Genomic DNA, 20,169 nt, shown 5'->3' with positions numbered 1-20,169 from the left:
GCGGAGCATGCCGGGGCGGACGGTATACGGTGCGAAGGGCCGTTCAGGCCGAGCCGCGGAGCACCAGTTCCGTACGGAGGATGACGTGCCGCCAGGCCACCGCCGGCTCCTCCATCTCCTCCAGGAGCAACCGCACCATGGTGCGGCCTATCTCCTCCAGCGGCTGACGCACCGTCGTCAGTGTCGGATCGGTGTGCTGGGCGAGCGGGAAGTCGTCGAAGCCGATCACCGCGACGTCCTCGGGCACCCGGCGTCCCGCCGCGCGCAGAGCGCCGAGCGCGCCCGCTGCCATGGTGTCCGACGCGGCGAACACGCCGTCGATCTCCGGGGCGCGCTCGATGAGTTCGGCCATCGCCCGGTGCCCGCTGCCGGCTGAGAAGTCACCCTCCGCGATCCAGGAGGGCCTGCCCTCGACGCCCGCACGCTCCAGCGCCTCACGGTAGCCGCGCAGCCGGCACCGGGCCACGTACATGTCGGGCGGCCCGGTGATGGTCCCGATCGAGCGACGGCCGGTTTTCAGCAGGTGCGCCACCGCGCTGCGGGCACCGCCGGCGTTGTCCGCGTCGACGTAGGTCACGCCCTCGTCGCCCGAGCGCCGCCCCAGCAGAACGGTGGGCAGTCCGACTTCGGCCAGCATGTCGGGCAGCGCGTCCTCGGCGTGCACGGACATCAGCATGACGCCGTCCACCCGGCCGCCGCGCGCGTACTCCACGAGACGCCGCCGTTCGGCGTCCGTGCGGACCAGGGTGAGCAGCAACTGGATCTCGGTGTCCGTCAGCGCGTCACCGACGGACCGGACGATCTCCGAGAAGAACGGTTCGCCGAACTGCCGCCAGTCCGGCTCCGTCATGACCAGCGCCACGGCGTCGGCGCGCCGGCCGGCCAATGAACGGGCCGCCAGATTGGGGACGTATCCCAGCTCGGCGATGGCGCGCTGCACGGCACGACGGGTCGAATCCTTCACGCCCGCCGCGTTGTTGACGACGCGGGAGACGGTGCCCCGCCCCACACCGGCGAGCGCGGCCACCTCCTCGAGCGTCGGTGTGCCGGGACGCTGCCTGCTCATGACCACCCCCCACGAGATCAGTAGATCTTACGGCCCACGGTGCCCGCGACGGCCGGTGGTGCACCAGGTGTCACGATCCCGGCGGCCGGCGCCGTCGGGGGCGTACCGCTTCCACAGTTCGGCGACACGGGTTCCGGTCGGTGCCGGGGGCACGTGCGAAAGCCGCGTCGTCGGGCTCGCTCCCGAAGTTCACGTACGCCCCCTCCGGGTGGGCGGCGATGCCGTCCCAGGCCGCGGTGGGGGTGGGCCGGCCGAGCGGAGCGAACGCCGACGCGACGGCCAGGGTCCTCCGACGGCGGTGGGCGTACGCGGTGTCCGCCGGGCCCGTGTCGTCGACCGCCCCGCCGAGCGAACGCAGCTGCACCAGGACCCGGCCGGGCGCCGTCGCTGCCGCTGTCGGCGCCCGGGCATCGTCTGGAGATGAGGGAACTCGAGGCCGCGGGCCTCATCGGGGAGTCTGCCGGCGGTCGCCTACGGTGCCTGCGTGGCGATCTGGATCAGATTGCCGCAGGTGTCGTCGAAGACGGCGGTGGTGACCGGGCCCATCTCCAGCGGCTCCTGGGTGAAGCGGACGCCGAGGCCGCGCAGGCGCTCGTACTCCGCCGTGACGTTGTCGACGGCGAACTGGGCGAGCGGGATGCCGTCCTCGACGAGTGCGTCGCGGTAGGTCTTGGCGGCCGGGTGGCCGGCCGGTTCCAGGAGGAGTTCGGTGCCGCCGGGGTCGTCGGGCGAGACGACGGTCAGCCACCGGTCCTTCTCGCCCACCGGAACATCGTGCTTCTTCACGAAGCCGAGGATCTCGGTGTAGAAACGCAGGGCTTTTGCCTGGTCGTCGACGAAAACACTGGTCAGATGGATCTTCATGGGGTGCCCTTCTCCGGTCCGGACGGGTCGGTGGTCAGCCATCGCTCGGTGATCTGCCGCAGCGGGGCCGTGTTGAGGTCGTGGAACTTGTAACGGCCCTCCCGCCTGGTCTCGACGAGCCCGGCGGCCTCCAGCACAGCGAGATGCTGGGACACCGCCTGGCGTGAGATGCCGAGCCGGTGCTTCATGGCGAGCCGTGAGCATATTTCGAACAGGGTCTGTCCGGATGTCTCCGTGAGCTCGTCGAGGATCGTGCGACGGGTGGGGTCGGCCAAGGCTTTGAACAGGTCGTCGGCCACACCCCCACCATAGGCAAGTGAGCACTTGCCTATCAAGCCCTGCCGTCCGACGTGGTGTGTGCCGCGCACGCCGGGTGGCCGACCCCCCCGTGGTCATGGCGAAGGGCCCCGCACCGTGTGGTGGTGAGGGGCCCGGTGGCCGGCGGACGGCCGGCGCGCGCGGTTCAGACGCCGGCGATCGACTGGATCCAGGAGCGGTAGGCCGTCACGTTGGTGTACGCCGTGGTCGTCTGGCGGTCGCTGGTGGAAGCGACCCCGACCTGAATGCCGTTCGCCATCATCGGGCCGCCCGAGTCGCCGCCCGCGGTGATGCCGTCGCCGCGCCGGGCGCAGATGGCCGAACCGCCGTAGGCGTCGCTGCACCCGCCGGTGACCGTCACGTTGGCGACCTTCAGATAGCGGGACTGGCAGTTGGCCTCGGACCCGCACCGCGAGGTGGCCCCCCAGCCGTACACCTGCACGCTCTGGCCGACCCGCACCGAGCCGGGCTGGCCGAGACGGGCGTACGTCGCCGAGACGGACCGGTCGAGGCGGACGAGCGCCAGGTCCGACCCGTGGGTGTAGGTCTGGACGCCGTTGGCGACGGTGCCGCCGCTGTGCTGGTCCAGGCTGCCGATGCGGAACGACAGCCCGCCGCCGGTGACGCAGTGCTTGGCGGTGAGGATCCAGGTCGGGGCGATGATGGTCGCCGAACAGGTCTCTCTGCCGTTGGAGAACAGCCGGGCGGCCCACGGACCGCTGTTGGCGTACCCGCCGCCGATGATGGGCTGGGGAGTCTTGGTGACGGGAGGTGCCGGGGCCTCGGCCGCGGCGGCGTGGGGAGCGAGAAGCGCGAGGACGGTCACCGCTGCCGCGGTGAGAGCGGGGAAGAGCCGTGATATGCGCAAGGTTCCTCGATTCCTCGGACACGCCGAAGGGGCGTGCGGGTGTGGGGGTTGACGGCCCCGAGGGCCGCGCCCCTCCCGAACTCACCCGTCGGACAAGTGAGTTCGGAACGGGCTCGGCCCAGAATCCCGGAGAATCGTTGAACGGCGGTACTCACATCTGGCGATAACGCGGTGCTATCCCCAACGGCGGGGCGGAGGCGGTGTCACCTGGCGCCTCCGTGCAGGCGGGCGGTGTTGACCGGCGCGAGGCCGCGACCGGCCGCGGGTGCCACCGGCGGTGGAAGAAGACCCCCGCGTCACAGCCCTCGCGTCAGAGCCGGACGACGATCAGGGCGATGTCGTCGGTCCCGCCGTCGGCCACGCCGAGGCGGGTGAGAAGGGTGTCGGCCAAGTCGTCGGGACTCAGCCGGGCGTGCTCGACCACGGTATCGGTGAGCCGGAGCAGCCCGGTGTCGATGTCCTCGCCACGGCGCTCGACGAGACCGTCGGTGTAGAGCACCAGGGTGTCGCCCGGCGTGAACGGGACCGTGGCCTGCGGCCGCGGTCCCTGGTCGGTCAGAACGCCCAGGGGAGGATCGGTCGCCTGGTCGAGAAGGACGGCCGGGCCGTCGGGGCGGGCCAGGACGGGCGGGAGATGGCCGGCGCAGGTGTAGGTGATCCGGCGCTTGCGGGGGTCGACCACGGCCTTGGCCGCGGTCGTCGCCAGCGCACCCTCGAACGTCCGGGCGTACCCGCTGAGGACGTCCATGGCCTTGCCGGGTTCGGGAATCGCGCGGACGGCCGCGGACAGGGCGCTGCGGAGCATGCCCATCACGGCGGCGGCCTCCAGACCGTGGCCCACCACGTCACCGACCGCGATGGTGAACTTGCCCTCGGTGAGATCTACCACGTCATACCAGTCGCCGCAGACGTTGAGCGACCGGGTGGCGGGCATGTAGCGCACGGCGATCTCGGGATGACTCGCGAGGTCGGGCGAGTGCAGCATCGCGTCCTGCAACGTCAGCGCGGTACGGCGTTCCCATGCGTGGGCGCCGCGCAGTTCCTCGTTGAGGACCTGGAGGTCCTGCGCCCGGGTGAACAGCTCCGCCTCCAGTCCGTCCTCGGTGCCGCCCGTGAGTCCCGGTTCACCGCGCAGCGGGCGGGACTCCATGAAATCCGTCAGATCCTCCACCCGGTGGATGATCCACTGCACCTCGCCGTCGGGCCCCAGGACGGGTGTGTTGACGGGGGACCACCACCTCGGCTGGAACACCTCCGGGCGCCCGGCGACGGCGAGGTCGTACCTCTGCACGGCCATCGTGTCCGGCTCCTTGGAGCGCAGCACGCGGTTGAGCGAGGCGGCCAGGTTGCGCACGCCGTCGGCGGACGCGTCCGACGGATTGTCCGGGTGGGCCTCGAAGAGATACCGGCCGACGAGCTCGTCCCTCGTCCGTCCGGTGACCTTCAGATACGCGTCGTTGACCTCGACGATCACCAGGTCCGGCGCCAGCACCAGATAAGGGCTGGGCGTCGCGGCGAACAACGTCCGGTAGTCGACCCGCGGTGTGCTCACGTGCGCTCCCCTGTCCGTCCGCAGACCCTCCTGCTTCCAGTATTCGACCACGCGGCGGGTTCCGGGCGGCGGACCGTCCGGCTCGCCACGGACACCGGCCGGTCACGCGTCACGGGCGGCTCACGCCGACCGCTCAGCCGAGCCTGTTGCGCAGGCGTACGACGGCGGCCTGCAGGGCGTCGAAAGCCTGCTGCTCCTGGCGCGGGGTCGCCCGCACCGTCGGCAAGAGGCTGTCGCGCGCCGCCCGGGCACGGGCGTAGGCGTCGAAGCGGACGACCACCTCGTCGATCAGCTCCTGTGTCGGGGGAGAGGGCTCACGGGACTCGTGCAGGTGCGGCATGGGCGGGTATCCGGGGACGGGCGGCAGGGCGGTGTGTGCCGCGCCGACGCACGACGCGGCCTTCTCGTCGTGCGACCGGCCCGCGCGGGGGCAACCGAAGTCCTCCGGACGGACGAACCGGACGTCGCCCGGAATTCCCGGCACACAGACGCGACCATAGGCAGTTCCACCGGGCCACGACCGGTCCGCAGGTCGGCAGCCTTGTGGGCCCCCACGTTGCCGGAAGCAGGCAGAGTGATGCGTGCGCCGCGCTGCCGCGTCGCTGCGCCGTCCCGGCTGGGAACCGCCCCGGTGAGGTGAGTCGTGCGCGGGGCCGATCGGCGCGCTCGTCCGCTGTCGGTGGGTGAGGTACGCCAAGGGGGAGGGGCGGGGCGGTTCGCGTGCCGGAGATGAGGCCGCTGAGGTGTGCCCGCGCCCAGGGGGGCGGGCAGTCCGTCCGCCGTCCGCCGTCGGCCCGGCGAGGCCGGTTGTCACGAGGACGCGGGCGATTCCGCCCGGACGGCGGTCTCGACGAGGAGTTCCGCGGCCACCGCGGCACCGTCGGCGCGGATGGTTCCGGCCACGGTCCGCGCCCGCGCCCGGACCTCGGGGTTCAGGGCGGACGCGAGGGCGGCGGACAGGGAGCCCGTGGTCACCACCGGGTCGGGATGAGCCGAGCCGATGCCCAGCTCCCTCACCCTGTCGGCCCAGTACGGCTGGTCCGCGATCCGGGGGACCACCACCTGGGGCGCACCCGCGCGGGCGGCCGTCGTGGTCGTCCCCGCCCCGCCGTGGTGCACGACCGCGGCCACCCGGCGGAACAGGGCCTGCTGGTTGACCTCGCCGACCACGAAGCAGTCGTCGCTGTCGTCGTCCGGCGTCAGACCCGCCCAGCCGCGGGCGAGGACCACGCGGCGGCCCTGCGCACGGCCCGCCTCGACGGCCACCCGGGCGATGTCCTGCGGGGCGTAGGCGCCCATGCTGCCGAAGCCCACGTACACCGGTGGTGCTCCGGCGTCGAGAAACGCCTCCAGCCCGACGGGAAGCGGACGCTCGTCCGGCAGGAACCACGGTCCGGTCTGCAGAAGGTCGAGGTCCGTCATCCCCTCCGCCGGACACAGCACCGGGTCCGCCGCCAGCCACGGCCGGCGGGTGAGGACGTGGTCGCGCACGTTGTGCACGGGTGGCAGGCCGATCGCGGTGCGGTGACGGTTGAGGGCCTCGCCGTACAGCGCGTTCACGCTTCGGGCGTCCTGCTCCCACAACTCCCTGTTGCCGGTCCCGGCCGGCGCGGGCGGTGTCCCCGGCCGCGCACCCGGCGGGAAGTGCCGCGACGGCAGTCCGAAGATGTGGAAGCAGGCGAAGACGTAGGGAATGCCCAGCTTCTCCGCGACGTCCCGGACGCCGGCCGGCATCAGCCCGGTGGCCAGCACCGCCTGACACCCCTCGGCCGCCTCGGTGAGCGTCTCGAACCGTGCGGCGACCAACTCGGCGGCGAGCCGGAAGGCGTCCTGCGCCGTCGGCGGCCCGGCACCGGCCACCACCGGACGCACCGCCGGGCCGAGCGGTATCAGCGGCACGTCCGCACGCGCGAGCAACGCGGCGAACTCCTCGTCCGGCGGAGCGCACACCTGCGCCTCCACACCGGACTTCCGCAGACTCACTGCGAGTCCCGCCAGTGGTTCGACGTCGCCGCGCGATCCGAACGTGGTCAACAGCATGCGCACTGCGCACCCCCAAGTGCAGCTTCGGGCATTCGGCCGCCGATTCTGCGGCACGGACGGGGCGTTGCCGCAAGGCCCCCCATGCGCTATACGTTGAGAGTGGCAAGGAGTTCGGTCTCCTTGCCTTCTCCCGCGTTCGGGCCCATCCGTGCCCGGAGTTCACGCCTTCCGCCCGTGCGCAGTCGCCCGTGGCCTTCCGCGGGGATCCGCACGCCGGCGTCACGACGAGTCGCGCACCACCAGTTCCGTCGGCAGGGTCATCTGGCGGCGGGGTGCGCCGTGCAGGGTGATGTCCGTGAGGATCCGGGCCATCGTGCGGCCCAGCTCCTCCACCGGCTGACGCACCGTCGTCAGGGGCGGGTTGGTGTGCCGCGCGAGGACGGAGTCCTCGAATCCCACCACGGCGACATCACCGGGTACCTGCCGCTGCTGCCGGCGCAGTTCGGCCAGTGCGCCCACCGCCATGAGGTCGGAGGCGGCGAAAACGGCATCCAGATCCGGGACGCGTTCAAGAAGCGAACGCATCGCGCGGCTGCCGCTCTCCTCGGTGAAGTCGCCCGCCTCGACCAGGAGTTCGTCGGCCGGCACGCCGGCCTCCTCATGGGCGACGCGCCACCCGGAGAGCCTGCTGCGGCCGACGTCCATGTCCTGGGGGCCGGTGATCGTGGCGATCTTCTTCCGGCCGCTGCCCAGCAGGTGCCGGACGGCCTGGGTGGCACCGCCGGCGTTGTCGGAGTCGACGTAGCTCAGCTGCTCGCCCGCGTCACGGCGGCCGGCGAGCACGGTGGGCAGGCCCATCTCCTCCAGCATCCAGGGCAGCCGGTCCTCCGAGTGGACGGACACCAGTAGGACACCGTCCACGCGGCGCGTCGCCACCGACTCGGTGAGCTGGTCCCGTTCGGACTGGTCACGCACCAGCATGAGCTGCAATTGCGTGCGGCTCTCGGCGAGGGCGCCGCTGACGCCCCGGATCAGTGCGGCGAAGAACGGCTCGGAACCGAGCCGGCTCTCCGACTCCGGGATCACCAGTGCCACGGCGTTGGTGCGGTTGGTCACCAGCCCCCGGGCGACCGAGTTGGGAACGTAGTTCAATTCCTTGATCGCGGCGAGCACCCTGGCCCGTGCGTCGGCACTGACGAGATCCGAACCGTTGACGACACGGGAGACCGTGGTGCGGCCCACGCCGGCGCGGGCGGCGACCGTTTTGATCGTGGGACGGCGGTTGGCGGTCATGTACTCCCCCCTCGGCGGCCGCGGCGGCGATGTCTGCCGCGGAGGTGACCAGCGGCAATTCTTGCAGACGCCGCCGTGGGCAGAGCACCGTTCCGGCCTCGGGCCCAGGGGGCCGTGTCCGGTTCGTGATGACTAGTTGTTTTCAAGTTATTGACAGATCCATCCATGAGCAAGGAGTCTTCGAGGCGCGGTGGGAACGTGCCCACCCGACATTGGGCACGTTCCCACTTCTATCAGAGCCGCTGTAGCCATCGCAGAACTCATCGCTCCGATGTGTCAGCGCTGTCGCTAGGAGGAGATCCATGGGCACTCTCGGTTCGTTGCGCAGGAAGGCGGTGGCGTCAGCCGCGGCCGTCAGCGCGCTGGCACTTGTCGTCGGCTGCAGCGACAGTGGTGATTCGGTCACCGGCGGTAGCAAGGACGGCGACAAGGTCACCATCACAATGGGCCTGTTCGGCGTGATGGGCATCAAGGAGACGGGACTTCTCGAGCAGTACGAGAAGGAGAACCCCAATGTCGACATCAAGGCCGAGATCGCCGGTGACGAGCAGACGTACTACACCGCTCTGCAGACCAGGCTGGCCGCCGGCAACGGTCTGAAGGACATCCAGGGCATCGAGATCGGCCGGGCCAAGGAGATCACCGAGACCCAGGCGGACAAGTTCGCGGACTTCGCGGGCATGGCGGGCACCGACCACTTCCTGCCCTGGAAGCAGTCCCAGATCACCACCGGCGACGGCAAGGTGCTGGGCCTGGGCACCGACATCGGTCCGATGGCCGTCTGCTACCGCAAGGACTACTTCGAGAAGGCCGGCCTGCCCACCGACCGCGAAGAGGTCGGCAAGCTGTGGGAAGGCGACTGGAACAAGTACGTCGAGGTCGGCCGCACCTTCAAGAAGGGTTTCAAGGGCGGTGACGTGGCGTACATGGACTCGGCCAGCGGCCTGTTCAACGCCATGGTCTACGGCCACTCCGAGCAGTACTACAACGAGAAGGGCGACCTGATCCACGACAAGAACCCGGTCGTCAAGGACGCCTGGGAGCTGTCCGCGGATGCCGGCGAGGAGGACCTGACGGCCAAGCTGCGTCAGTTCCAGCCGGGTTGGGACCCGGGCCTGGCCAACGGGACGTTCGCGACCGCGGTGTGCCCGGCGTGGATGCTGAGCCACATCAGTGAGAAGGCCGGTGACGCCAACAAGGGCAAGTGGGACGTCGCCCGGGCGCCCAAGGGTGCCAACTGGGGCGGTGCCTTCCTAGGAGTGGTCGAGAAGAGCCCGGTGAAGGAGGAGGCCCAGAAGCTCGTCGCGTGGCTGACCGCGCCCGAGCAGCAGGCCCACATCTTCAAGGAGATCGGCAACATCCCGTCCTCGCAGAAGGCGCTGGAGACCGCCGAGGTGCAGGACGCCAAGTCCGAGTACTTCAGCGACGCGCCGATCGGCCAGATCTTCGGTGCGGCCGCCCAGGAGATCCCGGACAAGCAGGTTCTCGGCCGCAAGGACGGCACGATCAAGGACACGTTCTCGCAGGGCCTGGCGCTGGTCGAGCAGGGCACGGCACGTGACGAGGCGTGGAGCACCACCATGGAGCGCATCGAGAAGGCGGTCGGCTGACCGGCCGGTCCCCGCGGTCGTCCGGGCCCGCCCGCCGTCGCAGGCGGGCCCGGACCCCGGCTCACCCATCCGCTCTCAGGAAGGAAATCCGGTGGCCACCTCCACCACCAAGGCCCTGGCCGGCGAGGAGCCGCCAGGCACGCCTCGCTCGACGGGAGGCGAGGGAACAGCCCGACGGCGCGGCGCGCTGCTGCACCGTCTGGACGTCAAGGGCGCGCCGTTCGCGTTCATCGCGCCGTTCTTCATCGTCTTCCTCGCGTTCAGCTTCTACCCCCTCGTCTACACGTCGTGGATCTCCCTGCACGACGTGGAACTGGCCACGCTCGACGTCATGGAGTGGGTCGCGTTCGACAACTACGTCGAGCTCTGGGGCGACTCACGGTTCTGGAACGCACTGCAGAACACCATCACCATCGGTGTCATCTCCACGGTGCCGCAGCTGCTGATGGCCCTCGGCCTGGCCCACCTGCTCAACTACCGCATGCGCGCGTCGCTGTTCTTCCGCGTCGCCTCGCTGGTTCCGTACGCCACGTCGGTCGCCGCCGCCGCGCTCGTCTTCACCATGATCTTCGAGCGTGACTTCGGCATGATCAACTGGGCGCTCGGCGCGGTGGGCATCGACCCGGTCAACTGGGAGGCCGACAAGTGGCCCGCCCAGGTGGCCATCTCCACCATCGTCATCTGGCGCTGGACCGGGTACAACGCCCTGCTCTACCTGGCCGCCATGCAGGCCATCCCGGCCGAACGGTACGAGGCGGCCTCTCTCGACGGTGCCTCCCGGTGGAAGCAGTTCACCCACGTCACCGTGCCCGGGATCCGCTCCACCATCGTCTTCACCATCGTGCTCTCCACGATCGGCGCCACCCAGCTGTTCGGCGAACCGCTGATCTTCGGCCAGGGGCCGAACGGCATCACCGGCGGCGCGGACAACCAGTACCAGACGCTGGGTCTGCTGCTGTACGAGGAGGGCTGGAAGAACTACCAGATGGGCCGCTCGGCCACCGTCGCCTGGGCGATGTTCCTGCTGCTCGTCCTCGCCTTCGTGGCGCAGCGCCTGATCAAGCGGCTGCGCTCCCGCACGTCCTGACCTGGAGTCGTCATGACCATCCACAGCCTCCCGGTCCGGACGGACGCCCCGGACCCGACCCCCGCCGAGAAGCCGGCCGGCCGCGGCGGCCGCCGGCTGCTGCGCCAGCGCGCCGGCCGTCAGCACCACGCCGGCCCCCTGGCCTACGTCCTGCTCGTCATCATGGCCGTGCTGTCCATCTTCCCGCTGTACTGGACGATGGTGGCGGCCTCCACCGACAACACCCGGGTCAGCCAGACACCGCCGCCCTTCCTGCCCGGCCCCAACCTGTTCAGCAACCTCGCCCGGGCCTGGGACGAGGCGGCCATGGGCAAGGCCATGATCAACAGCTTGATCGTGGCCGGCGTGATCGCGCTGTCCACGGTGATGTTCGCGACGCTCGCCGGATTCGCCTTCGCCAAACTGCGGTTCAAGGGCCGCAACGCCCTGCTGATGCTGGTGATCGGCACCATGATGGTGCCGCCGCAGCTCGGCGTCGTACCGCTGTTCATGATGATGTCCGAGCTGGGCTGGTCGCAGCAGCTGCCGGCCGTCATCTTCCCCACACTGGTGAGCGCGGTCGGGGTGTTCTTCATGCGGCAGTACCTGTCCGAGGCGCTGCCGGACGAACTTGTCGAGGCAGGACGCGTGGACGGTGCGCACTCGCTGCGCATCTTCTGGAGCATCGTGCTGCCCATCGCGCGGCCCGCCATGGCCGTCCTGTTCATGATCACCTTCGTGCACGCCTGGAACGACTTCTTCTGGCCGTTCGTGGTGCTCGACATGACCAACCCGACGGTCCCGGTCGCCCTCACCCAGCTGAGCGCGGGCTACGTCCGCGACCAGTCGCTCATCATGGCGGGCGCGCTGCTCGGCACCCTGCCGCTGCTGGTGATGTTCGTCGTCTTCGGCCGCCAGATCGTCAGCGGCATCATGGCCGGCGCCGTCAAGGGCTGACCCGCCGCCACCCCGCCCCGGCACCCACCACCCCCCTCCACCAGGCGCCTGCCTGGAACCCCCCTTACTCCGAAAGGACTTACGTGGTCACCGCACAGCAGACCGCGTCCGCCCCGGACGCCGCCCGTACCTTCCCCAAGGGCTTCCTCTGGGGTTCAGCCACCGCCTCCTATCAGATCGAGGGGGCCGCCACCGAGGACGGCCGCACCCCGTCCATCTGGGACACCTACGCCCGCACCCCCGGCCGGGTCCGCAACGGCGACACCGGTGACATCGCCACCGACCACTACCACCGGTGGCGCGAGGATGTCGCCCTGATGGCCGAACTCGGCCTGGGCGCCTACCGCTTCTCGCTGGCGTGGCCCCGGATCCAGCCCACCGGCCGGGGTCCCGCCGTCCAGAAGGGTCTGGACTTCTACCGGCGCCTGGTGGACGAGCTGCTGGAGAAGGGCATTCAGCCGGTCGCCACCCTGTACCACTGGGACCTGCCCCAGGAGCTGGAGGACGCCGGAGGCTGGCCCGAGCGGGCGACCGCCGAGCGGTTCGCCGAGTACGCCGCGCTCGCCGCGGACGCCCTCGGTGACCGGGTGAAGACCTGGACCACCCTCAACGAGCCCTGGTGCAGCGCCTTCCTCGGCTACGGCTCCGGTGTGCACGCCCCCGGCCGCACCGACCCGGTCGCCGCCCTGCGCGCCGCCCACCACCTCAACCTCGGCCACGGGCTCGCCGTCCAGGCCCTGCGCGACCGCCTCCCCGCCGCCGCCCAGTGCTCGGTCACCCTCAACATCCATCACGTCCGCCCGCTCACCGGCAGCGACGCCGACGCAGACGCGGTGCGCCGGATCGACGCGCTCGCCAACCGGGTCTTCTCCGGCCCGATGCTGCAGGGCGCCTACCCGGAGGACCTGCTCAAGGACACCGCCGCGCTGACCGACTGGTCCTTCGTACGCGACGGAGACCTCACGCAGATCCACCAGCCGCTGGACTTCCTCGGCGTCAACTACTACACGCCCACCGTCGTCTCCGAGGCGGACGGCAGCGGGACCCACACCTCCGACGGACACGGCAGGAGCACCCACAGCCCCTGGCCGGGCGCGGACCAGGTCGCCTTCCACCAGCCGCCCGGCGAGACCACCGCCATGGGCTGGGCCGTCGACGCCACCGGTCTCCACGACCTCCTGAACCGGCTGTCCTCCGACTTCCCGAGGCTGCCGCTGGTCATCACCGAGAACGGCGCGGCGTTCGACGACTACGCCGACCCGGAGGGCCGGGTCAACGACCCCGCCCGGATCGCCTATGTGCGCGACCACCTGGCCGCGGTCCACCAGGCCATCCTGGACGGCGCCGACGTGCGCGGCTACTTCCTGTGGTCGCTGCTGGACAACTTCGAGTGGGCGCACGGCTACAGCAAGCGTTTCGGCACCGTCTACGTCGACTACCCGACCGGCACCCGTATCCCCAAGGCCAGCGCCCGCTGGTACGCCGAGGTCGCCCGCACCGGGATCCTGCCCGGCGCGTGACCACCCCGCCCCTCCCGCGTCCGGACGCCGGACGCGGGAGGGGCCGGTTCCGGACCCGGGCCAGGATCTGTCGTTCGGATCATGTCGCAGGGAACCGACGGTGTCAGGCCCCGCGTCTGCGGCGTGATCCGAACGACAGACCCTAAGGGGAGCCCGTCACCAGGGGAGCGGGAGTGGGGGTGGACCCGTCCGTCGCCGGGGCGGGGGCGTCGGTCCCCTCCCGCGGCACGGAGGGGGACTCGGCGGGCTGCGGTGACGCCGACGGATGCGGCTTCGCGGAGGGGGAGTCGCTCACGGGCGGCGGCGCGAGCGGAACCGTGGGGGACGCGGGCCTGTCGGCCGTCGCGGCCTGCTGGAGGGGCACGGCGACGAGGGCGACGGCGGCGCACGTCAGTCCGACGCCGGCCACGGTGCGGACCAGCCGGCGGCGCGCCGCCCCGCGGCGGATCGCCTCGAACCGGCCGGCCGGCGGGCCGAGGCGGTCGGACGGGGGCCTCAGGATGACGGCGAGCGGGTCGTCGGGTTCGAACTCCGGACCCTCGTCAGCGTGTGTGATCAAGGCTTCTCCTCAGGTGGGCACGGAGCAGTTCCCGGGCCGCGTGCAGATCGGCCTTGACGGTTCCCTCCTTGCGTCCGGTCACCGCGGACACCTCCCGGATCGGCATGTCAGCGTAGTAGTGCAGCAGGATCGGCACGCGCAGCCGTTCCGGCAGCGACTGCACGAGCAGACGTACGGACGGGTCGGACTGTTCGCTGTGCGGCCGGACGGCCGTCTCGGCACCGACCCGGTGCACGGCTCTGCGCTCGCGCTCCAGTTTGCGCCAGTGGTCGCGGACCAGATTGGCCGCGGTGACGTAGAGGAAGCCTCGGGGTTCCGCCACGGAGGTCCAGCGGGCCCACAGCCGGGTGAACGCCTCCGAGGCGATCTCGTGGGCCGTCTCGTCGTCGTCGACGAGACGGCGGCACCAGCCGGCGAGGCGCGGATAGAGGGCAGCGAAGAGCTCCGACGCTGCCTGCTCGCGGGACCGTTTCAATGCTCTCCATGGTCGTGGCGGTACCGGTGTGGTGATGTCCGCACGTGGACGAGGTCCCGGGCCGTCGGCACATCGGCCACCGGTCCGGGACCCGGTGACGGGTCAGCCGGTCGTGCCGCTCAGCGTGGCGAACACGATGACGTTGTCGCGGTACTCGTCCCCCGTGCGGGGGCCGCCGCAGGTGATGAGCCGCAGCTCCGGACGGTCGACGTCCCCGTAGACCGCGTCCGTGGGAAAGTCGGCCTTGGGGACCGTGCGCACCGAGCCGACGGCGAACACCGCCGCGGTGCCGTTCTCCAGGCGTGCCACGATCCTCTCGCCCCGGCGCAACCGCGCGAGATGACGGAAGACTCCGTCCCCGTGGGCGCCCACCGTGACATGGCCGAGGATCACCGACGGGCCGGTCTGGCCGGGTGTCGGCGAGTGCCGGTACCAGCCCGCGGGGTCGTCCGCCCGGACCGGAGGCACCTCGACCGTGCGGTCCGGCGCCAGCCCCAGCCGTATGACCGGGGTGTCGACTCCGATGGCCGGGATCTCGAGCCCGACCGGAACCGAGCGCTCGAGGGCCCGCGCCGGTTTCACGGACGGCCGCGTGGCGGGGGTGGTGCCCTCCGGGCGTCCGGCGGTGGGCCGGGCGCTTCCGTGACCGCCGCCGCAGGCGGCGAGGAGGGACGCCGTCGCGGCGGCGGCGAAGGCACGCCTGGAGAACGATGTCATTCCGCGGTGGCCCGCCGGCGCCGTACGACGAAGACCGCGCCCCCGGCGGCGAGCGCCGCGGCGGCACCGGCGCCGATCAGGGTGCCGTTGCCGTCGGACGGCGCCGGGGCGGCACCGGTGTCGGGCGCACCGCTGGGCACGACGGTGACCCCGCCGGCATCCTCGGCCGGAGCCGGCGCACCGCTCTCGGCCGGGACCGGGGACGCTCCCGTGTCCTCGGCCGGGGCCGGCGACGCGCTGGGGGTGGCTGCGCTGTCCGGAACGGGGGAGGGGGCGTCGGCGAAGGCGGGCACGGCACTCGCCAGCACGGCGGTGCAGGCGAGTGCCGTGGCGCTCAGGACGGTTCGGCGCATGGAACGCTCTCTTTCCTCGGTCCGCCCGCACGGTGACCGGGCGGGCTGGGTCATGGATCGTGCGGAGAGACGAGGCAGCACCGACGCGGGTTGCAAAGAGAAGGTAAAGACGCGTGCGGACTCAGTCCAGGAGCGCGGTCGCCTCCACCTCGACCAGGACATCGGGCTCGAAGAGGTGGTCGACGCCGATCAGCGAGGAGGGCGGAAGGGGCATCGGCAGTCCGACCTCCTCCGCGACCTGCTCGACCCCGGCCATGAACGCGCCGATCTTCTCGGGCGCCCAGTCGGTGACGTAGAACGTCAGCCGCAGGACGTCGTCGAACGACGCGCCCGCGCCGGCCAGACCGCGCGCGGTGTTCCGCAGGGCGTGGGCGACCTGCCCGGCGAGGTCGCCCGGGGCGACGGGGGCTCCGTCCGCAGACCGGGCGACCTGGCCGCTGACATGCACGTGACGCGTGCCGGTGCCGACGGCGACATGCTCGTACGGGGTGGGCTGCAGCATGCCCTCGGGTGTGAAACGACGGACGGACATCGAGGTCTCCTCACTTCGGACCAAGTAGGTATACCTTTGCTACCTGGTGGACGAAGGACACTTCAAGGAGACCACGTATCGTGCCGGATACCGCGGACATCAACGACGGCGAACTCAGGATCGAGCACCCGCACCGGGAGTTCCTCGATCAGGTGCTGGACAAGTGGTCGCTGAGCGTTCTCAACGAACTCTGCGAACGGCCCTGCCGATTCAACGACCTGCGCCGCGCCATCCCTTCGGTGACCCAGAAGTCGCTCACCGCGACACTGCGCCGGCTGGAGCGCAACGGCATCGTCGAGCGTGTGCTCCTCAGCTCCCGCCCCGTCGCCGTCGAGTACCGCATCACGCCGCTGGGCAAGACCATGCGGCACCCGATCGAGGTCCTCCTGGAGTGGGTCACGGCGCACATGCCCGACGTCGAGCGCGCGCGTCGCGCCTTCGACCTCGAATGAGCGCGCGGAACCCGGGGACCGGTCAGGCCGCGGCGGTGTGCTGGTAGGCGGGGTACGTCAGATAGCCGGCGTCACCGCCCTGGTAGTACGTGGCCTCGTCGGCCGGGGCGATCGGCAGACCGGCACGCAGCCGTTCGACCAGGTCGGGGTTGGATATGAAGTCACGCCCGAAGCTGATGAGTTCGGCTCCCAGTCCGAGCCAGTGGTCGGCGCGGGCACGGTCGGTGTGCTTGGGCCCCATCGGGAGCACCGGGTTCATGATGAGCGTGCCCGGCCAGAGGCGGCGCAGGGCGATCAGTACGTCCTCGTCCGCGGTGGCCTCGAGATGGACATAGGCCACGTCCAGGCGGGCCAGCTCGGCCAGGAGCGCGGTATAGAGCTCGGGGACGTCGCTCTCCCGCACTCCCCAGAACGTGCCGCCGGGAGACAGGCGGATGCCGGTCCTGTCCGCGCCCACGGCCTCGACCGTGGCGGACACCGCCTCGACGGCGAAACGGATCCGTCCGCTCACGGAACCGCCGTAGCGGTCGGTGCGCAGGTTGGCGTTGGACGACAGGAACTGCGAGATGAGGTAGCCATTGGCGCCGTGCAGTTCCACGCCGTCGAAACCGGCGTCGACGGCGCGGCGCGCGGCGTCGGCGTACGAGTGGGCGTGCTCGGGCACTTCGGCGGTCTCCAGGGCGCGCGGCGTCGGCGCGGGCTGCGGGCCGGACGGGGTGAACACCTCGCCGACGGCGGGGACGGCCGAGGGCCCGACGGGCCGCACCCCGATGGTGTCGGGATGCGACACACGTCCCCCGTGCATGAGCTGGGCGAAGATCCGGCCGCCGTTGGCGTGCACGGCGCCGGTCACCTGGCGCCACGAGGCGACCTGCCGGTCGTCGTGCAGTCCCGGCGTGCCCGGATTGGACTGCCCGACCGGGCTCGGCTGCACCCCCTCGCTCACGATCAGGCCGGCCGTCGCCCGCTGGGCGTAGTAGATCGCCATCGACCGTGTCGCCAGACCACCGGCGGCCGCCCTGACCCGGCTCATCGGGGCCATCACCACACGGTTGGGCAGCCTCAGGTCGCCGAGCCGATGGCTGTCGAACAGGTTAGTCATGTCGGAACTCCCTCTGTGCGCTCGGTCCTTGAAACGGACACGCCCTCACGCTAAAACCTCACATTGATGTCAGAGGCAAGCGCTGTGCCGCAGCTCACAGACCCGACAGAGTCGGCCCGTACGAGAAGCCCCGGACGAGGGTGGGATCACCCCGCTGCTCCGGGTGCTGGTCGGGCGAGGGGCATGCGGCACGGTCCGACGACCGTGCCGAACCGCCCCGCGCGCCGCCGGGCGCCGGCTATTCGGCGGCCGCTTCCCCGAGGTCCCGCAGGAGTCTCATCTCGGCCGGTGTGAACGGAGGGCCGCCGGGCTCCGGACGCAGCGGCCCGACGAGCGCGGTCAGCAGCACACCCGGCTTGACCAGGGAGGCGGGCGCCGCCCGCAGGGCCAGTACGTCCGTCAGGGCGGTGGCGGCGTGGAACGAGCCGGTCGCGGTGCGCGACAGCCGGCTGACATAGCGGTGCAGCAGACGATCGGCGACGGTGGGGGTCCTGCCCCTGGTCGTCGCGTAGTGGATGTCCGTTCCCACGGCGAGTGTCCACGCGGTGTCGACGCACTTGCCGATGGCGCGCTGGGCACGCCGCGCGAACCCGGGAGCCGTGCCCCGCGAGCACAGGTCGCGCAGGGCGACGGCCCCTTGCGCGGCCGCCGACATGCCCTGTCCGTAGAGCGGGTTGAAGGCCGCGACGGCATCCCCCAGGACCACCAGGCCCTCCGGCCACGGGGTGAGCCGCTCGTAATAGTGGCGCCGGTTGGCGGTGCTGTGCGTGACGCTGACGTCGGTCAGCGGCTCGGCGTGCCTGAGGAGATCGGCCATCACCGGGTGGCGCAGCGTGCGCGCGTAGGCTTCGAAGGCGTCCGGATCGGCGGTGGGATGGGCGCCCGGAGCGCCCATCAGGCTGACGTGCCAGCGATCCCCTTCGACCGGCAGGATGCCGCCCGCGTTGGCCGGCCGCGGGAGACCCGGGTCGGCCTGCACACCGATCACCGGCCAGCCGGCGGTGGGCACCGGGGCGCGGTAGAAGCGACTGGCGTAGGCGAGACCGGAGTCGACGTGGTCCTGCGCGAGACCGGTGATCCCGAGCCGCGCGAGCCACTGCGGCGTACGGGAGGCCCGGCCGGACGCGTCGATGACCAGATCGGCGCGCAGTTCGTGCTCCGCGCCGTCGGCGTCACGCACCCGGACGCCCGTGACGCGGCCACGCCCGCCGAGCAGCGCCACGGCCCTGGTGTGTGCGCGCCCGCCGACCCGGGGGTCCTTGAGGACCTGTGCCCGTACGACGGAGTCGGTGAGGTCCCGGCTGGCGGTGATGACGTAGTGGGTGGTGCGTTTCCAGCGGCGGTACCAGCCCTCGGCCGAGTGGATGACCATGTTGGTGGTCACCGGTATGCGGTGGGCGCCCGCCGCCAGGAGCAGATCGATCGTGCCGGGCAGCAGCGTCTCGACGGCCTCGGCCCCTCCGGTCTGCAGGAAGTGGATGTGCACGGCCTGCGGCACCCCGGTGCGCGGCGCGGGGCCCTCGGGCAGCTCGTGCGCCTCGATGATCTCGACGGAGTCGACGTGCTCCTTGACGGCGGCCGCGGCGAGCATGCCGGCGATGCTGCCCCCGATGACGACGGCACGGACGGGAGCGCGGCGCGGGGATTCACTCATGGTGGGCTGCTTTCTGCAGGGGCACATGACGGTCACGCAGGTCTTGGACGACGGGCGAGGCGAGTGACCGGGACAGCGACAGCAGGTCCCGGGTCCGCGGTGCCGCACCTTCCGTCGTCGGGGGGTGACCGGGCTCGGTGCGCTGCCTCTCCCGGGCGACGAGGATCATCGCCGCGTCCGCGGTGGCGGCCGCCCGGGCCTCGTCGTCACCGTGGCGCAGCGCGGCGCGCAGGGCCGCCTCACGCACGTCGGGGTCGCAGTAGGGGGTCAGCGCGAGGACGGCGTCGTACAGGGCCGTCTTCCGTCCGGTGAGCAGCACCGCCGGGGGAGTCCGCCACCAGGGCAGGGGGGCGCGGACGGCGTTGGGCGTGGGGATGTCCTTGAACTCCCTCCAGAGCGGGCCCAGTTGCCGCAGGTGCCGCAGGGCGCGCGTGGTCTGTGCGGCGCGCGGTCCGGCGAGTGGGATGACGAAACCGAGGGCGCCGAGCACCGCGGAGGGCGCGGAGAACAGGGGTGAGACCTCGTCCACCAGGAAGTCGAGATCGTGACCGGTCCACCGCGCGGTCACCGCGGTCAGCCTGAGCACGACGTAGCACACGACGAGGAGGTAGGCGGGAGCGAGGATGCGCAGTCCCACCCGCAACGAGCCGCGGACCTCCCGGGACCAGCGCAGGCACAGCGCGCCCGCGATCGCCATGGCCACTCCCTGCGCGACCAGGTAGAGGACGATCATCTCCCGGATGAAGGGCGTGGTGGCGTAGTGGACGTCGAACAGCGTGGGCTGCTCCGTGGGCGTCGACCCGGCCCGGAACAGGACGACGACGGCCAGCATCGCGAGTCCGTAGACGGTCACACACAGCCGGGACACCCGCCGTGTCCGCTCGGGCGGCGCGGGCTTCCAGTTCACCATCAGCAGCAGGCTCGCCCCGGAGAACGCGGTCGTCGTCGCGTAGACCACGGGGGCGGCGAAGTTGGTGATGCCGGTGAGCCGGTTGAGCGCGGTGATGGACGCGGGGGCGGCGAACAGCATCATGCAGCCGGCCGCGAACAGCAGCAGGCAGGCGATGCGCAGCAGCGTGTCGTGGCGTCTGCGGAGCAGCGCGGGGACCTTCATGGCGCAGACGAGCAGGAGCATGATCCCGTAGACGTAGAATCCGACGCTGCTCGGTTCGGCTGTCACCGGACTGTCTCTTTCTTCGATTTCTTCGGCACGGACGTGATGGGGCTC

General features: G+C 71.3%; 21 protein-coding genes. 5 read left to right on the top strand and 16 right to left on the bottom strand.

The annotated features are described in order from the left end of the window. Positions 1-43: 43 nt before the first annotated feature. The 8 genes from ACZ44S_RS27570 to ACZ44S_RS27535 form a co-directional block, all read right to left on the bottom strand. A complete protein-coding gene (locus ACZ44S_RS27570) occupies positions 44-1,066 on the bottom strand; it encodes a LacI family DNA-binding transcriptional regulator (RefSeq protein ID WP_466933573.1) in 1,023 nt (340 codons plus the stop codon). Between the two features lie 471 nt (positions 1,067-1,537). Beyond that, complete coding sequence (locus ACZ44S_RS27565; RefSeq protein ID WP_466933571.1) at positions 1,538-1,930, bottom strand: VOC family protein; 393 nt, start codon at positions 1,928-1,930, stop codon at positions 1,538-1,540. After that, positions 1,927-2,229: an ArsR/SmtB family transcription factor gene (locus tag ACZ44S_RS27560; RefSeq protein ID WP_466933570.1), complete on the bottom strand. Its 303-nt coding sequence runs from the start codon at positions 2,227-2,229 to the stop codon at positions 1,927-1,929. The genes ACZ44S_RS27565 and ACZ44S_RS27560 overlap by 4 nt, the downstream gene beginning before the upstream one ends. Positions 2,230-2,393: 164 nt before the next feature. Then, positions 2,394-3,116, bottom strand: a complete 723-nt coding sequence (locus ACZ44S_RS27555) for a S1 family peptidase (RefSeq protein WP_466933568.1) — start codon at positions 3,114-3,116, stop codon at positions 2,394-2,396. Positions 3,117-3,426: 310 nt separating this feature from the next. Then, entirely contained in the window at positions 3,427-4,668 is a 1,242-nt protein-coding gene (locus tag ACZ44S_RS27550) for a PP2C family protein-serine/threonine phosphatase (protein WP_466933567.1), read from the bottom strand. 133 nt (positions 4,669-4,801) lie between these two features. Beyond that, positions 4,802-5,152, bottom strand: coding sequence for a hypothetical protein (locus ACZ44S_RS27545; protein ID WP_466933565.1), 351 nt, complete (start codon positions 5,150-5,152; stop codon positions 4,802-4,804). A 326-nt stretch (positions 5,153-5,478) separates the two neighbouring features. Then, positions 5,479-6,714, bottom strand: a complete 1,236-nt coding sequence (gene rgt / locus ACZ44S_RS27540) for a rifamycin-inactivating glycosyltransferase Rgt (RefSeq protein ID WP_466933563.1) — start codon at positions 6,712-6,714, stop codon at positions 5,479-5,481. Positions 6,715-6,930: 216 nt separating this feature from the next. Next, entirely contained in the window at positions 6,931-7,944 is a 1,014-nt protein-coding gene (locus ACZ44S_RS27535) for a LacI family DNA-binding transcriptional regulator (RefSeq protein ID WP_466933560.1), read from the bottom strand. A gap of 302 nt (positions 7,945-8,246) precedes the next feature. On the opposite strand from ACZ44S_RS27535, the gene ACZ44S_RS27530 reads away from it, so the two are divergent. The 4 genes from ACZ44S_RS27530 (at position 8,247) to ACZ44S_RS27515 (ending at position 13,097) form a co-directional block, all read left to right on the top strand. Further along, complete coding sequence (locus ACZ44S_RS27530; protein WP_466933558.1) at positions 8,247-9,554, top strand: ABC transporter substrate-binding protein; 1,308 nt, start codon at positions 8,247-8,249, stop codon at positions 9,552-9,554. 91 nt (positions 9,555-9,645) lie between these two features. Then, positions 9,646-10,641, top strand: coding sequence for a carbohydrate ABC transporter permease (locus tag ACZ44S_RS27525; protein ID WP_466933556.1), 996 nt, complete (start codon positions 9,646-9,648; stop codon positions 10,639-10,641). Between the two features lie 12 nt (positions 10,642-10,653). Continuing rightward, positions 10,654-11,577, top strand: coding sequence for a carbohydrate ABC transporter permease (locus ACZ44S_RS27520; RefSeq protein ID WP_190162636.1), 924 nt, complete (start codon positions 10,654-10,656; stop codon positions 11,575-11,577). An 83-nt stretch (positions 11,578-11,660) separates the two neighbouring features. Next, positions 11,661-13,097: a GH1 family beta-glucosidase gene (locus tag ACZ44S_RS27515; protein ID WP_466933553.1), complete on the top strand. Its 1,437-nt coding sequence runs from the start codon at positions 11,661-11,663 to the stop codon at positions 13,095-13,097. 142 nt (positions 13,098-13,239) lie between these two features. Here ACZ44S_RS27515 and ACZ44S_RS27510 read toward each other — a convergent pair whose 3' ends face one another. The 5 genes from ACZ44S_RS27510 to ACZ44S_RS27490 all read right to left on the bottom strand — a co-directional run bounded on the left by ACZ44S_RS27510 (position 13,240) and on the right by ACZ44S_RS27490 (position 15,733). Further along, positions 13,240-13,656 carry a hypothetical protein gene (locus tag ACZ44S_RS27510; RefSeq protein WP_466933552.1) on the bottom strand — a complete coding sequence of 139 codons (417 nt, stop codon included), beginning with the start codon at positions 13,654-13,656 and terminating at the stop codon, positions 13,240-13,242. Further along, a complete protein-coding gene (locus tag ACZ44S_RS27505) occupies positions 13,640-14,131 on the bottom strand; it encodes an RNA polymerase sigma factor (RefSeq protein ID WP_190162639.1) in 492 nt (163 codons plus the stop codon). Before ACZ44S_RS27505 ends, ACZ44S_RS27510 begins: the two co-directional genes overlap by 17 nt. 102 nt (positions 14,132-14,233) lie before the next feature. Continuing rightward, positions 14,234-14,848 (bottom strand): class F sortase, encoded by a 615-nt coding sequence (locus ACZ44S_RS27500; RefSeq protein WP_466933550.1) that lies wholly within the window; start codon positions 14,846-14,848, stop codon positions 14,234-14,236. Then, on the bottom strand, positions 14,845-15,201 hold the full coding sequence (locus ACZ44S_RS27495) for an LPXTG cell wall anchor domain-containing protein (RefSeq protein ID WP_466933548.1): 357 nt from the start codon (positions 15,199-15,201) through the stop codon (positions 14,845-14,847). The genes ACZ44S_RS27500 and ACZ44S_RS27495 overlap by 4 nt, the downstream gene beginning before the upstream one ends. A 121-nt stretch (positions 15,202-15,322) precedes the next feature. Further along, positions 15,323-15,733 carry a RidA family protein gene (locus ACZ44S_RS27490; protein WP_466933545.1) on the bottom strand — a complete coding sequence of 137 codons (411 nt, stop codon included), beginning with the start codon at positions 15,731-15,733 and terminating at the stop codon, positions 15,323-15,325. A gap of 80 nt (positions 15,734-15,813) precedes the next feature. Here ACZ44S_RS27490 and ACZ44S_RS27485 point away from each other — a divergent pair, with 80 nt between their 5' ends. Then, entirely contained in the window at positions 15,814-16,185 is a 372-nt protein-coding gene (locus ACZ44S_RS27485; protein ID WP_466933543.1) for a winged helix-turn-helix transcriptional regulator, read from the top strand. A 22-nt stretch (positions 16,186-16,207) separates the two neighbouring features. Here the strand turns inward: ACZ44S_RS27485 and ACZ44S_RS27480 are convergent, their stop codons facing one another. The 3 genes from ACZ44S_RS27480 to ACZ44S_RS27470 form a co-directional block, all read right to left on the bottom strand. Continuing rightward, on the bottom strand, positions 16,208-17,287 hold the full coding sequence (locus tag ACZ44S_RS27480) for an alkene reductase (RefSeq protein ID WP_466933539.1): 1,080 nt from the start codon (positions 17,285-17,287) through the stop codon (positions 16,208-16,210). 238 nt (positions 17,288-17,525) lie between these two features. Further along, positions 17,526-18,941: an NAD(P)/FAD-dependent oxidoreductase gene (locus ACZ44S_RS27475; RefSeq protein WP_466933537.1), complete on the bottom strand. Its 1,416-nt coding sequence runs from the start codon at positions 18,939-18,941 to the stop codon at positions 17,526-17,528. Then, positions 18,934-20,121: an MAB_1171c family putative transporter gene (locus tag ACZ44S_RS27470; protein WP_466933535.1), complete on the bottom strand. Its 1,188-nt coding sequence runs from the start codon at positions 20,119-20,121 to the stop codon at positions 18,934-18,936. Before ACZ44S_RS27470 ends, ACZ44S_RS27475 begins: the two co-directional genes overlap by 8 nt. Positions 20,122-20,169 lie beyond the last annotated feature (48 nt).

It is taken from the genome of Streptomyces malachitofuscus (assembly GCF_055571035.1).
Note: the sequence above shows the minus strand (reverse complement) of the source record. Positions and strands in the feature narration are given on the sequence as shown.

Coding starts and splice junctions, on each gene's coding strand:
- ACZ44S_RS27570 (WP_466933573.1), bottom strand. CDS start 1,066: ATGAGCAGGCAGCGTCCCGGCACACCGACGCTCGAGGAGGTGGCCGCG.
- ACZ44S_RS27565 (WP_466933571.1), bottom strand. CDS start 1,930: ATGAAGATCCATCTGACCAGTGTTTTCGTCGACGACCAGGCAAAAGCC.
- ACZ44S_RS27535 (WP_466933560.1), bottom strand. CDS start 7,944: ATGACCGCCAACCGCCGTCCCACGATCAAAACGGTCGCCGCCCGCGCC.
- ACZ44S_RS27530 (WP_466933558.1), top strand. CDS start 8,247: ATGGGCACTCTCGGTTCGTTGCGCAGGAAGGCGGTGGCGTCAGCCGCG.
- ACZ44S_RS27520 (WP_190162636.1), top strand. CDS start 10,654: ATGACCATCCACAGCCTCCCGGTCCGGACGGACGCCCCGGACCCGACC.
- ACZ44S_RS27500 (WP_466933550.1), bottom strand. CDS start 14,848: ATGACATCGTTCTCCAGGCGTGCCTTCGCCGCCGCCGCGACGGCGTCC.
- ACZ44S_RS27495 (WP_466933548.1), bottom strand. CDS start 15,201: ATGCGCCGAACCGTCCTGAGCGCCACGGCACTCGCCTGCACCGCCGTG.
- ACZ44S_RS27490 (WP_466933545.1), bottom strand. CDS start 15,733: ATGTCCGTCCGTCGTTTCACACCCGAGGGCATGCTGCAGCCCACCCCG.
- ACZ44S_RS27480 (WP_466933539.1), bottom strand. CDS start 17,287: ATGACTAACCTGTTCGACAGCCATCGGCTCGGCGACCTGAGGCTGCCC.
- ACZ44S_RS27475 (WP_466933537.1), bottom strand. CDS start 18,941: ATGAGTGAATCCCCGCGCCGCGCTCCCGTCCGTGCCGTCGTCATCGGG.